The sequence below is a fragment of the Microbacterium sp. A93 genome (assembly GCF_051842835.1).
The window spans coordinates 314,147-329,533 of sequence record NZ_JBPXMT010000010.1; the positions used below are offsets into that span (position 1 = coordinate 314,147).

General features: G+C 69.9%; 16 protein-coding genes. 3 read left to right on the forward strand and 13 right to left on the reverse strand.

Translation table 11 applies throughout. The features are described from left to right. Positions 1 to 3: 3 nt before the first annotated feature. The 8 genes from ACSU1G_RS24295 to ACSU1G_RS24330 all read right to left on the reverse strand — a co-directional run bounded on the left by ACSU1G_RS24295 (position 4) and on the right by ACSU1G_RS24330 (position 8,112). Positions 4 to 927 carry a hypothetical protein gene (locus ACSU1G_RS24295; RefSeq protein WP_439282588.1) on the reverse strand — a complete coding sequence of 308 codons (924 nt, stop codon included), beginning with the start codon at positions 925 to 927 and terminating at the stop codon, positions 4 to 6. Positions 928 to 1,007: 80 nt separating this feature from the next. Continuing rightward, entirely contained in the window at positions 1,008 to 1,322 is a 315-nt protein-coding gene (locus tag ACSU1G_RS24300) for a YciI family protein (protein ID WP_439282589.1), read from the reverse strand. A gap of 18 nt (positions 1,323 to 1,340) precedes the next feature. Further along, entirely contained in the window at positions 1,341 to 1,811 is a 471-nt protein-coding gene (locus tag ACSU1G_RS24305; protein WP_439282590.1) for a hypothetical protein, read from the reverse strand. Between the two features lie 97 nt (positions 1,812 to 1,908). Next, positions 1,909 to 3,282, reverse strand: a complete 1,374-nt coding sequence (locus ACSU1G_RS24310; RefSeq protein ID WP_439282591.1) for a M50 family metallopeptidase — start codon at positions 3,280 to 3,282, stop codon at positions 1,909 to 1,911. A 2-nt stretch (positions 3,283 to 3,284) separates the two neighbouring features. Then, positions 3,285 to 4,523: a 1-deoxy-D-xylulose-5-phosphate reductoisomerase gene (dxr, locus tag ACSU1G_RS24315; RefSeq protein WP_439282674.1), complete on the reverse strand. Its 1,239-nt coding sequence runs from the start codon at positions 4,521 to 4,523 to the stop codon at positions 3,285 to 3,287. A 203-nt stretch (positions 4,524 to 4,726) separates the two neighbouring features. After that, the gene (locus ACSU1G_RS24320) at positions 4,727 to 6,286 is read right to left on the reverse strand and encodes a solute symporter family protein (protein WP_439282675.1); all 1,560 of its coding nucleotides are present in this window, start codon (positions 6,284 to 6,286) and stop codon (positions 4,727 to 4,729) included. A 62-nt stretch (positions 6,287 to 6,348) separates the two neighbouring features. Further along, positions 6,349 to 6,753 (reverse strand): DUF485 domain-containing protein, encoded by a 405-nt coding sequence (locus ACSU1G_RS24325; RefSeq protein ID WP_439282592.1) that lies wholly within the window; start codon positions 6,751 to 6,753, stop codon positions 6,349 to 6,351. Positions 6,754 to 6,900: 147 nt separating this feature from the next. Continuing rightward, positions 6,901 to 8,112 (reverse strand): acyl-CoA dehydrogenase family protein, encoded by a 1,212-nt coding sequence (locus ACSU1G_RS24330; protein WP_439282593.1) that lies wholly within the window; start codon positions 8,110 to 8,112, stop codon positions 6,901 to 6,903. 116 nt (positions 8,113 to 8,228) lie between these two features. Between ACSU1G_RS24330 and ACSU1G_RS24335 the strand changes: the two genes are divergently transcribed. After that, on the forward strand, positions 8,229 to 8,834 hold the full coding sequence (locus tag ACSU1G_RS24335; RefSeq protein WP_439282594.1) for a TetR/AcrR family transcriptional regulator: 606 nt from the start codon (positions 8,229 to 8,231) through the stop codon (positions 8,832 to 8,834). A 52-nt stretch (positions 8,835 to 8,886) separates the two neighbouring features. Next, entirely contained in the window at positions 8,887 to 9,351 is a 465-nt protein-coding gene (locus ACSU1G_RS24340; RefSeq protein WP_439282595.1) for a GNAT family N-acetyltransferase, read from the forward strand. A 15-nt stretch (positions 9,352 to 9,366) separates the two neighbouring features. Here the strand turns inward: ACSU1G_RS24340 and ACSU1G_RS24345 are convergent, their stop codons facing one another. From ACSU1G_RS24345 to pdhA, 3 genes are read right to left on the reverse strand one after another with little or no spacing between them, the layout of a single operon-like run. After that, on the reverse strand, positions 9,367 to 10,806 hold the full coding sequence (locus tag ACSU1G_RS24345; protein ID WP_439282676.1) for a dihydrolipoamide acetyltransferase family protein: 1,440 nt from the start codon (positions 10,804 to 10,806) through the stop codon (positions 9,367 to 9,369). A gap of 1 nt (position 10,807) precedes the next feature. Further along, the gene (locus ACSU1G_RS24350; RefSeq protein WP_439282596.1) at positions 10,808 to 11,863 is read right to left on the reverse strand and encodes an alpha-ketoacid dehydrogenase subunit beta; all 1,056 of its coding nucleotides are present in this window, start codon (positions 11,861 to 11,863) and stop codon (positions 10,808 to 10,810) included. A gap of 20 nt (positions 11,864 to 11,883) precedes the next feature. After that, positions 11,884 to 13,026 carry a pyruvate dehydrogenase (acetyl-transferring) E1 component subunit alpha gene (gene pdhA, locus ACSU1G_RS24355; protein WP_439282597.1) on the reverse strand — a complete coding sequence of 381 codons (1,143 nt, stop codon included), beginning with the start codon at positions 13,024 to 13,026 and terminating at the stop codon, positions 11,884 to 11,886. 180 nt (positions 13,027 to 13,206) lie between these two features. Between pdhA and ACSU1G_RS24360 the strand changes: the two genes are divergently transcribed. Beyond that, on the forward strand, positions 13,207 to 13,680 hold the full coding sequence (locus ACSU1G_RS24360; protein WP_439282598.1) for an Lrp/AsnC family transcriptional regulator: 474 nt from the start codon (positions 13,207 to 13,209) through the stop codon (positions 13,678 to 13,680). A 52-nt stretch (positions 13,681 to 13,732) separates the two neighbouring features. On the opposite strand, the gene ACSU1G_RS24365 is transcribed toward ACSU1G_RS24360, so the two are convergent. Both ACSU1G_RS24365 and ACSU1G_RS24370 read right to left on the reverse strand, forming a co-directional pair. Beyond that, on the reverse strand, positions 13,733 to 14,359 hold the full coding sequence (locus ACSU1G_RS24365) for a DivIVA domain-containing protein (protein WP_439282599.1): 627 nt from the start codon (positions 14,357 to 14,359) through the stop codon (positions 13,733 to 13,735). A gap of 99 nt (positions 14,360 to 14,458) precedes the next feature. Further along, positions 14,459 to 15,376, reverse strand: coding sequence for a phosphatidate cytidylyltransferase (locus tag ACSU1G_RS24370; RefSeq protein ID WP_439282600.1), 918 nt, complete (start codon positions 15,374 to 15,376; stop codon positions 14,459 to 14,461). Positions 15,377 to 15,387: the final 11 nt, after the last annotated feature.

The following is a 15,387-nucleotide window of genomic DNA, read 5'->3' on the forward strand; positions in this document are numbered from 1 at the left end:
AGTCTACTGGTACGAGACGAACCACGGCTGGGGTGAGACCTGGGTCATGGTCTGCTCGGGGGTGAAGGTCGGCGAGTCCTCGTCGATGAAGTTCTTCCATCCCAGGCGCATCCCGGACGGGAGGTCCTCCTTCAGGGAACGCCACGTCTCGAGCTTTTGTTCCGCGGAGCCGTTGCCGTCCGCGTGCACCAGGAGCGCCAGTCCCTCGCGTTCGGCCACCTCGGCGCGGTCCGGGATCATCCGGGTCTGGAACTGGTGCAGGATCACCAGTTTCTCCGGCAGGCGGTGCTCGGCCACCAGACCGGCCAGCCACCCGGTGGTCTCGTTGATCTCCGCCGCCGAGACCTGGCCGATCTGCTCCATATGCCGCTGGCCGGGCTGCAGCCGCCACTCGGGGTCCAGGGCCAGGCCCACGTGTGGCAGCAGCAGCAGGTCCTCGAAGGCCTTCGCCTGGGTGGTGAAGTCCTCGGTCCCGGGCTGCAGGTCCAGGACCACGTAGGTGCCGGCCTCCCCCGCCGCCTCGACCCACCGCGCCAGCTGCTCCGCCTCCACGTAGGACGTGTAGTCGCCCGTGGGCCCGGGGGCGGAGCTGGCCACGGTGGCGATGATCTCGAAGGCCGGGATCACCAGCTCCTCGCTGAACGGCTGGTACTCCGCGGCCAGATCGGCCGCGCGGGTCAGCGCCGCGTCCACGTCCTGCTCCCCCAGCAGGCCGAGTGAACCGGTGCCGGGGGTGCCATACAGCGCCACCATCCGGCGGCCCGGGAACAGGGCGGTGCCGCCGCCGGGAAGCTCGGGGACCGGCGTCGGGGTCGGCGTGGGCGTGGGGCTGAGAGAGGCGGTGCCCGACGTCGGCCCCGCACCCGAGCCGGACGGCCCGCCGGCACCCGGGTCAGGGCCGGCGGTGCAGGCGGCCAGGGCGGCCACGGCGCCGGCCCCGGTGAGCCCGCTCAGCAGACGGCGCCGGCTCAGAACATCGTGGCGGTTCAGCGGTGCGCGTCCGATCCTCAGGCCTCGTCCCCGCGGAGGGCGGCGGCCTTGTCACCGACCGCGCATGACCATTCGTTGACGTCGGTGGAGCTGATCAACCCGTGGTGTTTGAACGGGTCACCCTCCAGCAGGTCCCGGACGGCCCCGGGGGAATCGGACTTCACGAGCAGCAGGGCCGCGGCGGGGTCATCCACGTAGGCTCCGGCGGCCACCATGGCCGGCCCGAGGGAGACCAGGAACTCGCGGTGCGCGGCGCGGTGGACATCGCGCTGGTCTGCGAGACCGGGGACGTAGTGATACTGGACGGCAAAGATCTTCTGTGGTTCGGCCATGGGGCCAGCGTAGGCCAGTCAGCGGGTCCAGAGGTTGCGCGACACCTCGGTCCAGCCGTCCTCGGCGAGGGTGTCGGTGTCGGCGTCATCCGCCACGAGGGCGGCCTCGCCGTTCACGTCCTCGTGGGTCACGATCACGTCGGACGACTCCGTGGAACAGGCAGCCCCCCACCCCGCCTCCGGGTCCTCGGTGTTGATAGGGACCAGGCAGACGATGCCGCGGGTGCCGGCCTCCTCACCGACGTAGTACTCGATCTCATCCACGGAGCCCAACAGCCGGGCCGTTCCGGGCTCGAGGATGCCCATGGAATTGGCGTACCCGGGGACGGATTCGGCCGGCTCCTCGTCCAGGATGGACAGCCGGCCCTCGTTCGAGGCCGCCTGGCATCCCGCCAGCAGGGGAAGGGCCAGCGATGCGGCGGCCAGGACTGTCACTGCCGGGGTCCGGTGGGTGGCAGCGGGTCTGACGGTACGGCGCGGGGACATCATGGCCTGCCTCCTGCGATATGGCCTGCCTCCTGAGGTTCCTTCCACCGTAGGGAGGTGGTGGGGATCGTCACAAGGGCCTGCCGACCGGGGCCTCAGCTCAGAAGATCCGGATGGGGTCCACGATGTCCGCGATGATCAGCAGCACCCCCATGCCGAGCAGCGCGATGCCGACCACGTAGGTCAGGGGCAGTAGCTTGGCGATGTCGAAGACCCCGGGGTCCTTGCGGCGGGTGATCTTGGCCCAGCCGCGGCGGATGGACTCCCACAGAGCCCCGGCCACGTGGCCGCCGTCCAGCGGCAGCAGCGGGATGAGGTTGAACACCATCAGGGCCACATTCACCCCGGCCACCAAGGAGAGCAACAGGGAGGCCTTGTCCTGGATCGGCACGTCCTCCAGTGCCGCCGCCTCCCCCGCGATGCGTCCCACCCCGACCACGGACATCGGTCCGTTGGGGTCGCGCTCGGCGGGGCCGAAGACGGCGACGGCGGTCTCCCACAGCTTCACCGGCAGCACCACCACCACGTCGGCGGTCGCCTTCAGCTGCTGGCCCATCACGCCGAAGGTCGCGGTGACCGGTTGTGGCACGTTCTGCACCTCCGAACCCATGCCGACGAAGCCGACCTCCTCCGTGACGGTGCTGCCATCCGGATTCGTCTGCGGGCGGCCGCTGGAGTCCGTGACGGGGCGCTCGGTCAGCTTCGGGGTGATGCTGCCGGTCATCTCGGCGCCGCCCCGCTCCCAGGTGATGGCGGTGGCCTCGCCGGCGCGCTCGCGGATCGCCCCGGAGAGGCCGTCCCAGTCCTCGACCGCCTGGCCGTTGAAAGCGGTGATGGTGTCCCCGGGTTCCAGGCCGGCCTGGTAGGCCGGTGCGGTGGGGTCCGTGGGCTCGCAGGCTTCAGCCGCACCCTGCCCGCCGGAGGCGCCGGCGGCAGCCCGCTGCTGTTGGACGGCCGCCGGGACCACGCAGCGGAAGACCTCGGAGACGGTGGTCGTGGCGGTGGCCACCCCGGTGGAGGTCACGAGGACGGCGGTCAGCACGAAGGCGATCAGCAGGTTCATGAACGGTCCGCCGAGCATGATGATGATGCGTTTCCACACCGGCAGGGAGATGAACATGCGCCGCTCATCCCCCGGCTGGAGCTCTTCGGCGGAGATCTGGCGGGCATCGGTGGCCATCTGCTGGAACAGTCCGGTGCTGGCGCTCCGGGGCCGCTCCCCCTGCTCCGGGTGCTCGGGCGGGTACATCCCGACCATGGAGACGTAACCGCCCAGGGGGATGGCCTTCACCCCGTACTCGGTCTCGCCACGGCACCGGGAGAAGACCGTGGGCCCGAAGCCGACCATGTACTGGGTGACGCGCACGCCGAAGAGCTTGGCGGGGACCAGGTGACCAACCTCGTGCAGGGCGATCGACAGCGCGATGCCCAAGGCCACGGCGGCCACGCCGATGATGAACCAGAGGACCTCCATGCTCAGAGTCCCCCCGCCGGCCGGCCGGTGGACGCTCCGCCCCAGCGCAGCCGGGCCGTGGTCCGGGCCCAGTCCTCAGCGGCGGCGAGCGCCGGCAGACTCAGGGCCTGACCGCCCAGCACGGTGGCCGGATCGTACTGCTCCACGGTGGCCTGCACGGTGTCCACGATGTCGGTGAAGCCGATCTGCCCGGCGTGGAAGGCCTCCACGGCCTCCTCGTTGGCCGCATTGTAGACGGCCATGTGGGTGTCGGAGGCCCGTGCCGCCTGTTTGGCCAGGCGGACGGCACCGAACGCGTCCTCGTCCAGGGGTTCGAACGTCCAGGTGGCCGCCTGGGTCCAGTCGCACCCCGGGCTGGCGCCGGGCACGCGGTGCGGCCAGCCGATTCCGAGGGCGATGGGCAGGCGCATGCTCGGCGGGGAGGCCTGGGCGATGGTGGACCCGTCCGTGAACTCGACCATGGAGTGCACGATCGACTGCGGGTGGACCACCACGTCGATGTCCGCCAGGTCGATGTCGAACAGCAGGTGGGCCTCGATCACCTCGAGGGCTTTGTTCACCATGGAGGCCGAGTTGGTGGTGACCACCTTGCCCATGTCCCAGGTCGGGTGGGCCAGGGCCTCGGCCGGGGTGACGGTGGACAGTTGCTCCCGGCTGCGGCCGCGGAAGGGGCCACCGGAGGCGGTGAGCACCAGCCGCCGCACCTCGGCTGCGGATCCGGAGCGCAGGGCCTGAGCCAGGGCGGAGTGCTCGGAGTCCACCGGGACCAGCTGTCCCAGTGCGGCGGCCTGCCTCACGAGGGCTCCGCCCACGATCAGTGACTCCTTGTTGGCCAGCGCCAGCAGGTGCCCGGCGTTCAGGGCCGCCAGGGTCGGGGCCAGGCCGATGGACCCGGTGATCCCGTTGAGCACGACGTCGGCCCCCTCCCAGGCGGCCACCTCGGCGGCCGCGGTGGGACCGGAGTACAGCTCCGGGCGGGGTGCGCGCACGCCGGCCCGATGGGCGGCTGCGGCGATGGCCTCGGCCAACTGGTCCGTGGTGGCCGTGGCGCTGCCGACCGCGCCGGCGCCGGTGGCCACGGCCTGGCGGGCCAGCAGTGCGGTGTTGGAGCCGCCGGCGAGCCCGGCGACCTCGAAGCGCTCCGGCGCGGCAGCGATGACGTCCAGTCCCTGGGTCCCGATCGAACCGGTGGACCCGATCAGGGTCACCCGGCGGGGTGCGGAGGAGCCGGCGTCGGTCAGGTAGTCGGGAACGGGCGGAGCCGGAGGGCGGGGGGTCTCGGAGGTCACCGGTCCATTATGGCCGGGCGCGCTGGGAGGATTCTGCACCACCGGACCACAGCGCGACGGCCCCGGACCGCGAAGGTCCGGGACCGGCGTCGTTCTCCAGCTGTGCGGGCAGAGGTCACTGGTGATCTGTGCCCGCACAGCAGTCGGCAGTACAGCTAGTGGTCCACCGCCTTCTCGGCGCCGACACCGGTCAGGGAACGCACCTCCATTTCGGCCTGCTTGAGCGGGTCCTCGGTGCCCCGGTCCAGCTTGGAGCCGAGGAAGCCGAGGAGGAAGGCCAGCGGGATCGAGACGATGCCCGGGTTCTTCAGCGGGAAGAGGGCGAAGTCCACCCCCTGGATCATCGAGGTGTCCGTGCCGGACATGACCGGTGAGAAGACGATCAGGATGATGGCCGTGGCCAGGCCGCCATACATCGACCACAGGGCGCCCCGGGTGGTGAAGCCCTTCCAGAACAGCGAGTAGAGGATGGTGGGCAGATTGGCCGAGGCGGCCACCGCGAAGGCGAGCGCCACGAGGAACGCGACGTTCTGGCCCTGGGCGCCGATGCCGCCGATGATGGCGAGGACACCGATCACGACCACCGTGCGTCGGGCGATCTTGACCTCCTTCGCCGGGCTGACCTCGCCCTTGGCCAGGACGTTCGTGTAGATGTCGTGCGCGAAGGATGCGGCAGCGGTGATCGTCAGGCCGGCCACCACCGCCAGGATGGTCGCGAAGGCCACGGCCGAGATCAGGCCCAGCAGCAGCGGTCCGCCCAGCTCGAAGGCCAGCAGCGGTGCCGCCGCATTCACGCCGCCCGGGGCACTGTTGATCCGCTCCGGGCCGATCAGCGCACCGGCGCCGTAGCCCAGCACCAGGGTGAACAGGTAGAAGGCGCCGATGAGCACGATGGCCCAGACCACGGACTTGCGGGCCTCCTTGGCCGTCGGGACCGTGTAGAAGCGCATCAGCACGTGTGGCAGCCCGGCGGTGCCCAGGACCAGAGCCAGGCCGAGGGACAGGAAGTCGAGCTTGGTGACCTCACTGATGCCGTACTGCAGCCCCGGGTTGAGCAGCGCCTCGTCGCCGCCGGCGGTCTCCACCGCCGCCCCGAGCAGCGCCGAGAAGTTGAAGCCGAAGATCACGAGGACCCAGACGGTCATGACCAGGGCACCGGCGATGAGCAGGCACGCCTTGATGATCTGGACCCAGGTGGTGCCCTTCATGCCACCGACCAGCACGTAGAGGATCATCAGCGCGCCGACGATGGCGATGACGACGGACTGCCCGAGCCGGTCGTCGATGCCCAGGAGCAGGGAGACGAGCACACCGGCGCCGGCCATCTGGGCCAACAGGTAGAACAGGCAGACCATCAGGGTGGCGAGGGCCGCCGCGATGCGGACGGGTTTCTGCCGCAGCCGGAAGGAGAGCACGTCCGCCATCGTGTACTTGCCGGTGTTCCTCAGCATCTCGGCCACCAGCAGCAGCGCGACGAGCCAGGCGACGAGGAACCCGATGGAGTACAGGAACCCGTCGTAGCCGTTGATGGCGATGGCCCCCACGATGCCGAGGAAGGAAGCGGCCGAGAGGTAGTCACCGGCGATCGCCGTGCCGTTCTGGGTTCCGGTGAAGGACCGGCCGCCAGCGTAGAAGTCGGCGGCGGTCTTGGTGTTCCTGGAGGCCCGCAGGACGATGACGAGGGTCACTGCCACGAACAGGCCGAAGATGAGCATGTTCAGCCACGGCTCGCCGACGTTGGTGCCCTCGGTCGTGGCAGCAAGGAGGGGAAGGGTGTTCACTTCTGACCTCCGTCGGTCGGCTCGCCGGGGTCGGAGAGGCTCTGGTGGGCGATGGTCGGATCCAAGGCCTCGAGCTCGTCACGGATGTCCGTGGCGCGCGGATCCAGCTTCTTGTTGGCGAAGGCCACGTAGAGCCCGGTGATGACGAAGGTCGAGACGAACTGCAGCAGGCCGATGACCAGCCCCAGGTTGATGTTGCCGAGGACCTTGATGGACATGAACTCCGGCGCGTAGGCCGCGAGGATCACGTAGAGGAAGTACCAGACGATGAAGACCACAGTCCACGGGAAGACGAAGCTGCGATGCGTGCGGCGCAGTCCCTGGAACTGGGGCGTGGCCTGGACGGCCCGGAAATCGACGTGGCCGTTGTCGGCCACGTCTGGATGCGGTGTTGATGACACGTAATCCCCCTGTCGGTGTGACACCGGATGGCTACCGGTGAGTATGACCCGATCATCCTAAGGGGATAGTGACCCAGACCACACCCTTTCGGTGGGGTGAGTTTCGAAGCCGGGAGGCGATCCGCTCCGGGCCTCAGAGCACGAACCTCAGAGACCGAGCGATCGCGCGATCAGCATCAGCTGGACCTCGGTGGTGCCCTCACCGATCTCCAGGATCTTCGAGTCGCGGTAGTGGCGGGCCACCAGGGATTCGTTCATGAACCCGTAGCCACCGAACACCTGGGTGGCATCCCGGGCGTTGTCCATGGCGGCCTCCCCGGCGACCAGCTTGGCGATGGCCGCCTCGGTCTTGAACGGCTGGCCGGCGAGCATCTTGGCCGCCGCCTCGTAGTAGGCCAGCCGGGCCGTGTGCGCGCGGGCCTGCATGCGGGCGATCTTGAAGGAGATGGCCTGGTTCTTGCCGATGGCCTGGCCGAAGGCGGTGCGGGTCTGCGCATAGGCGATGGACTCATCCACACACCCCTGGGCCGCCCCGGTGGACAGTGCCGCGATGGCGATGCGGCCCTCGTCCAGGATCGAGAGGAAGTTCGCATAACCGCGCCCGCGTTCCCCCAGCAGGTTGGCCTCGGGGACCTCGGCGCCGTCGAAGAACAGCGGGTGGGTGTCCGAGGAGTTCCACCCCATCTTGTCGTAGGCACCCCCCACCGTGAACCCGGGGGTGTCCGAGGGCACCAGGATGGTGGAGATCTCCTTGGCCGGGCCGCCATCATGGCCCTTCTTCGCCTCGTTGACCCCGGTCACGGCGGTGACCGTGACGAGCCGGGTGATATCCGTGCCGGAGTTGGTGATGAACTCCTTGGCCCCGTTGACGGTCCAGGTGCCGTCCGCCAAGGTGGCGGTGGTCTGGGTGCCACCGGCGTCGGAGCCGCCGTTGGGCTCGGTCAACCCGAACCCGGCCAGGGCCTTCGCGGACACCAGGTCCGGAAGCCAGCGGTTCTGCTGTTCCTCGGTGCCGAAGCGGTAGATCGGCATGGCACCGAGTGACACCCCGGCCTCCAGGGTGATGGCCACGGACTGGTTCACCCGGCCCAGCTCCTCCAGGGCCAGGGCCAGGGCGAAGTAGTCCCCGCCCATGCCGCCGTACTCCTCCGGGAAGGGCAGGCCGAACAGGCCCATCTCCCCCATCTGCCGGGTGATCTCATAGGGGAACTCGCGGCGGGCATCCATCTCCGCCGAGACGGGCGCCACCACCTCGTCGGCGAACTCCCGGACCGTAGCGACCAAATCGCGGTAGTCCTCGTCCAGCTCGGGGCCGGCCGGGCGCCCGCCGCCCGGGGCGGAGTGCCGTGTGGTGCTCATGGTGTGTCCCATCTGAGTAAATGATGATTAACTGAAGCTATGCTGTGATCGTATTCACCTCCACCACCCCTTGTCCACCATCCCTTGTCCACCAGCACGCCCCTCCCCAGGACGCCATGACCGCCGAACAGACCACTCGGGCCGCCGCCAAGGCGGACCGCAGGCAGGCCCTGCTGCAGGCCGCCGCACGCCTCTTTGCCGAGCGGGGGTTCACCTCCGTCCGGCTGGAGGACCTCGGGGCGGCCTGCGGCATCAGCGGACCCGGCGTCTACCGGCACTTCGCGGGCAAGAACGCCGTGCTCGGCGAACTTCTGCTCCACGTCAGCGACGATCTGCTGACCGGGGCGCAGCACGTGGCGGCACGGGACGAGCCGGCCCGCAGGACCCTCACCGCCCTGGTCCGGTTCCAGGCCGACTTCGCGGTGGCCCACCGGGACGTCATCGCCGTGCAGGACCGGGAGATGCGACACCTTCAGCCGGCGGCCCGCGCCGAGGTGGTCCGGCTGCAGCGGGCCTACATCGACCTCTGGGCCGAACAGCTGCTCCGGGTACACCCGGGCGAGGACCGGGCCACGGCCATCTTCCGCGCGCAGGCCGCGTTCGGCCTGCTGAACTCGACCCCCCACTCGGTCCGCCGCTCCCCCGCGGAACAGTCCGGCCGAGGCGCCCTGCTGGAGCGGATGGCGCTCTCGGCCCTGCTGGCCGGTCCTGGAGACGGTTAGGATTCCACGTACAGTGTGATGGCCACACCGTGACGAGGAGGTCACCATTTCCGTGCAACTTCGTGAAGTCCGGTCCGAGGACCTGGATTACTTCTTTGAGCACCAGCAGGACCCCGAGGCCAACCTGATGGCCGCCTTCGCCGCCCGCAACCCACAGGACCGCGGAGTCTTCGACTTCCACTGGTCGCTGCTGCTGGACGACCCGGCCACCCGGGTCCGGACCATCGTGCAGGACGGGAAGGTGGCCGGCGCCGTGGTGGTCTCCGGCATCGGCACCGAACCGGAACTCTCCTTCTGGACCTCCCGTGACTACTGGGGACAGGGCATCACCACCTCGGCCGTGGACACCCTGCTGGAGTCCTTCACGGAACGGCCCCTGCGCGCGCACGTGCCCGCAGACAACATCGGCTCGCAGAAGATCCTCACCCGCCGCGGCTTCGCCGTGGTCGGCGAGGACAAGTCCTTCTCCAATGCCCGCTCCGAGGTGGTCACCGAGCTGGTCATGCAGCTCGGCTAATCCTCGCCGGACCGGCTAGAACAGGGCCAGCGCCATCCCGGGCCGGCTCAGCACGGAACCCACGTCCGCCAGGAACCGCGAGCCCTGCTCGCCATCCACCAGCCGGTGGTCGAAGGACAGGGACAGCGTCATGACCTGGCGCAGGGCGATCTCCCCCCGGTGCTCCCAGGGGGTCCGCCGGACCTGCCCGATCGCGAGGATACCGGCCTCCCCGGGGTTGATGATCGGTGTCCCGGCATCCACCCCGAAGACCCCCACATTGGTCAGCGTGAACGTCCCCCCGGTCAGCTGACCGGGCGTCAGGGCACCTTCACGTGCCACGGACGTCAGCTCGGCCAGTCGGCCCGCCATCCCCCGCAGGTCCACGGCCTGCGCATCGGGGATGTTCGGCACCATGAGCCCCCTGGGCGTGGCGGCCGCGATGCCCAGGTTCACGTAGTTCTGCCGCACGATCCGCCCGCCGTCCCCATCCCAGCGGGAGTTCAGCTCGGGCGTGCGCTCCAACGCCAGGCAGGCCGCACGGGCCACCAGGGTCAGAGGTGTCAGCTTCAGGTCCCGGAAGTCCCGGTGCCGCCTCAGGTCCTCCAGCAGCTCCATGGACTCGGTGACGTCCACGGTCAGGAACTCAGTGACATGCGGCGCGGTGAAGGCACTGGCCGTCATGGCCGCGGCCGTCGCCTTGCGCACCGAGCGGATGGGCTCCTCCTCCGTGCGCGGGCGCCCGCCGAGGGTGCGGACCACGGTCTCCGGCATGGGCTGGACCTCCGCGCCCTGCACCCCCGCGCCCGACGCCGGCCGGGCACCTTCCGCTGCCTGCTGGACATCCTCGCGGGTCACCACACCCCCGCGTCCGCTGCCCTCGAGTCGGGTGAGGTCGATCCCCAGCTCCTTGGCCAGCCGGCGGACCGGCGGCGTCGAGCGGGGCCGCTCGATGGTGAGCGTGGCAGCGCCCGAAGATCTGGCCGTGTCGGCGGCAGCCGACACCGGGGACCCCGCGGGCGGTCCGGTGGGCGCGGGATGTGGCGCGGCCGGACGCCCCACCCGGGTACGCCGGGCCGGGCGGCCAGCCCCCTCCACGGCTGCGCCATAGCCGACCAGTGTCGGCACGCGACCATCCGGCAGACTCGCGGAGCCGGCGTCGGGCCCGGTGTCCTGGGCTGTTGCGGCGTCAGCGGCGGATCCCTGTTCGCTGCCGGGATCATCACGGGGATCGTCACCCGGCAGGTTGAAGGAGATGATCGGCGCACCGACCTGGACCACGGTCCCGGACTCACCGTGGAGTTCGGCGATGGTCCCGTCATACGGGGAGGAGAGCTCCACGACGGCCTTGGCCGTCTCCACCTCGGCGAGCACGTCGTTGACCTTGACCGTGTCCCCCACGGCGACTTTCCAGGTCAGCAGCTCGGATTCGGTCAGGCCCTCGCCCAGGTCGGGCAGGTTGAAGATCTTGAGCATCTCAGGCACCTCCGGTCTTCTCGGTCATGGAGCTGTTCACGGAGCCCAGTGGCTGCGGCGCGGCGAAGGGGTCCAGGGAGTCGAGCGAGTTCGGCCGGTCCAGGGCACGGTCCACGCCGTCGAGGATGCGGTCCAGGTCCGGCACGTGGTGGTGCTCGAGCTTGGCCGGCGGGTAGGGGATGTCGAATCCGGTGACGCGCACCGGCGGATGCTCCAACCAGTGGAAGCAGCGCTCCGTCACGGTGGCGGCGATCTCTGCACCCAGCCCGCCGGTGCGGGAGGCCTCATGGGCGATCACCAGCCGGCCGGTACGCCGGACCGAGGCCTCGATCAACCCGAAGTCGATCGGCGCCAGGGAGCGCAGGTCGATCACGTCGATGGAGATCCCGTCCGCGGCGGCCGCCTCGGCGACCTGCAGGCAGGTCTTGACCAGAGGGCCGTAGGCCACCAGCGTGACGTCCGTGCCTGCCGCGACCACGGAGGCCGGCCCCATGGGGCGCAGCGGGGCAGCCAGGTCCACCGGTGCCTTGTCGTGGTAACGGCGCTTCGGCTCGAGGTAGACCACCGGGTCGTTGCTGGCGATGGCCGCCCGGATGAGGTCGAAGCCCTCCTGCGGTGTGGAGGGGGACACCACGCGCAGCCCGGCCGTGTGGGCGAAGTAGGCCTCCGGCGACTCGGAGTGGTGCTCCGGTGAGCCGATCCCTCCGCCGAAGGGGATCCGGATGGTCAGCGGCATGGTCACGGCCCCGCGGGTGCGGTGGTACATCTTGGCCACCTGCGAGACGATCTGGTCGAAGGACGGGTACACGAAGCCGTCGAACTGGATCTCCACCACGGGCCGGTACCCGCGGTACGCCAGGCCGACCGCGGTGCCCATGATGCCGGACTCGGCCAGGGGCGTGTCCACCACCCGGTCCACGCCGAACTCGTCCTGCAGTCCGTCCGTGATCCGGAAGACGCCGCCGAGCTGGCCGATGTCCTCGCCCATCAGCAACACCTTGGGGTCCTCCGTCAGGGCGGAGCGCAGTCCGGCGTTGATGGCCTGGCCGAAGGTCATGGTCTCAGGGGATCCGCCGGTCACAGCGCACCTGCCGTCAGCTGCGGGCCGTCGAACTGCTCGAGGTAGAGACGGTAGTGCTCCCGTTGGCGCTCGAGCTCGTGGTGCGGCTCCGTGTACACCTGGTCGAACAGCTCGTCCGGCCCCGGCTCCTGCAGCGTGGCGACCCCGGCCCGCAGCTGAGCGGCCATGGCATCGGCCTCGGCACCAGCAGCAGCCCGGATGCCCTCGAGGTCCTCCCCCAACCCCTCGAGGTGCTTCTCCAGACGGTCGATGGGGTCCTTGGCGCGCCACGCCTCCACCTCGGCCGCGTCGCGGTACCGGGTGGGATCGTCCGCGGTGGTGTGGGGGCCCATCCGGTAGGTGACGGCCTCGATGAAGGTGGGCCCGCCGCCGTTGCGAGCGCGCTCGAGCGCACGCCGGGTGGCGGCCAGCACGGCGAGGACGTCGTTGCCGTCGACCCGCATGGCCGGGATGCCGAAACCCCAGGGACGGTCGGCGATGTGCCGCTTGGCCTGCACCCCGACCGGCTCGGAGATCGCCCACTGGTTGTTCTGGCAGAAGAACACCACCGGGGCGTGGAAACTGGCGGCGAAGACCATGGCCTCGTTGACGTCGCCCTGACTCGTGGCACCGTCCCCGAAGTAGCCGATCGCGGCCGCATCCGAGCCGTCCCGGGTGATCCCCATGGCATAGCCGACGGCGTGCAGCGCCTGCGCGCCGATGATGATCTGCTGGGCGGCCACGTTGTGGTCCGACGGCGTCCAGCCGGCATAGGTCGATCCGCGCCAGAGGCGGACCAGACCCAGGGGGTCGATGCCACGCAAGTAGGCGACGCCGTTCTCGCGGTAGGACGGGAAGACGTAGTCCTGACCCTGCATGGCCAGTGCGGAGCCGACCTGGGCGGCCTCCTGCCCGAGCAGCGGGGGCCACAGCGCCAACTCACCCTGACGCTGGAGGTGGGTGCATTCGGTGTCGATGCGGCGGATGACCGTCATGTCCCGGTGCAGGGCGGCCAGCATCTGGGGCGTGATGTCCGTGAGCCAGGGATCGAGGTCAGGGTCCTCGCGGCGTTGCCCTTCCGCGGAGAGGACCTGCAAGAGGTCCGGCTCGGGGATGTGGTGCATGCCGGTGGATGGGGGAATCAGACTGGTGGATCCCATGACGACCTCCTCGTTCTGGCTGGCACCGGGTAGGTGCTGCGCCACAGCGGATGCGGTCATCGGTGGCGACCGCTCGATACTGTGAGGCTAGTCACAAAGATGGATCTGCACAAGATATGCTGAACATATTGATCATTCTGCCCGAGCTACACGACAACCTGCCGAAGGAAAGTGAGCATCATGCGCACCTTGGACACCACCGACCTGAGAATCCTCGCGGCACTCTCCCGGGCGCCGGACTCCACCACCGTGGCGCTGGCCCAGTCACTGTCCCTCTCCCGCAACACGGTCCAGGCGCGCCTGGCACGGCTCACCGGGGAAGGGGTGTTCCTGCCCTTCGAGCGCCGCATCAGCCTGGACGCGCTGGGGCATCCGCTGACGGCGTTCGTGCAGATCCACGTCCACCAGCAGCAGCTCACCCAGATCACCGAGGCGCTGAAGGCCATCCCGGAGGTCGTCCACGCCCATGGCCTCACCGGATCGGCGGACGTCCTCGCCCGGGTGGCGGCGCGCGACGCGGAGGACCTGTTCAGGATCCACTCCCGGATCCTGCGGATCGATGGGGTGGACCGGGCCGACACGTCGCTGGCCATGACCGAGCTTGTACCCTGGCGGACGGTGCCGCTCGTGAACTCCCTGCTGGAACGGGGGTGACGGGGTTGGACCGACCTCAGGCCGGTCACCGGCGGGCCTGGGCCCGGCCCGCTCAGTCGAGGACGGTCAGGACGTCGATGGCGGCGTCGAGGTAGGCGTCCACCTGGGCCTCGTCATAACCGTCAGTGCCCGAACCGGGCGCGAAGACCACGCGGCGCAGGTCGGCGGCAGTCAGGTCATCCACACCGGCGTTCCCGGGGCGCTGGTCGAAGCGGGCGGACAGCCGGTGGCACAAGGCATCCACCCCGGCACGGTCGTAGCTGGCGTCCCGTCCACGGGCCGGCCGGCGGAAACGCTCACCGTCGGGACGGTCCAGCCGGCCCCTCAGCACCTCGATGGAGGCGTCCACCCGGGCCAGCCAGGACTCTTCACCCTCCGCCTCGATCCGCCGCTGACGCTCGGATCGGGCCAGGGCATCCTCCAAGCGGTCCAGCACGTCATCGACCTGGTCCGCCTGGTAGCCACCCTGCACGGCGTCAAAGGAGATGTGGCGGATGTCTGCGGCACGCAGGTCGCCGCCACCCTCGTACGCCACCCGGGCACGGGCCATGAACTGGTCCACCTGCTTGCGGTGGTACCCGAAGGTTCCGCGCTCCGCCAGGTCGAAGGGCTGGCGCTCGGCCGAGTCCATCACCTGCCGCTGGAGTCCACCGGAATCCTGCCGCGTGCCGTGGTCCATCGAGAAGGCTCCTTGAGGATAGGGGGTCCGCCACCACGTCCATCGTAGCCAGCGGGGCCGGCCGGTCCCGTGAGGGCGGCCGCGCGTGCCGGGTCCGTCTCAGACGAACGGCAGGGCGAAGACCATGTAGGCCACGGGCGCGGAGAACACCAGCGAGTCCAGCCGGTCCATGGCCCCGCCGTGGCCGGGCAGCATGGAACCCATGTCCTTGATGTTCAGTTCGCGCTTGATCATGGACTCGGCGAAGTCTCCGGCCGTGGCGGAGGCAACGGTCAGCAGTCCCAGCAGGCTGCCCACCCACCACGGGTGGTCCAGGAACAGGTAGACGGCGAGCGTACCCACCACCACCGAACCCGCCACCGAACCCGCGAAACCCTCCCAGGACTTCTTGGGGCTGATCTTCGGCGCCATCGGGTGCTTGCCGAGGTTGGCGCCGACGATGTAGCCGAAGGTGTCGTTGGAGACCACCATCAGCAGCATGCAGGCCACCATCAGGTTCCCCTGATCCTGCCCCAGGAGCGCGATCGCGAAGGACAGCAGGAAGGGGACCCACAGGACGATGAAACCCGAGGCCATCACGGACTCCCCCCGCGCCGGCAGGTCCTCCACCGCGGCCCACACCAGGATCAGCAGCATGGTGCCCAGCAGTGCCAGCACCAAGGCCTCCACGCCCCCGGCGAAGGCGCCGACGGGCATGGCGATCGCCCCGACCCACAGGGGGACCCGGGGGATCTCGAGGCCGCGGCGGGAGATCGCCCGTGAGGTCTCCGTGACGCCCAGCAGCAGGAGGGCGATCACCAGGATCGCCAGCACCACCGGCCACCAGACCAACCCGACCAGGGCACCGCCGAGCAACAGCACGCCCACCGTGATGGCGGCGGGCAGGTTGCGGCCGGCCTTCTTCGTCCTGGCCGTGACCTGCTCCGCTTCCCGTCGCTGGCGCCGCGTCATCGGCGGCCCCGGCTCAGCCGGTGGCGGATCCGGCCGAGGTGTGGCCGGGGCGGGGGAATCGGTCATGGCGGGACGGG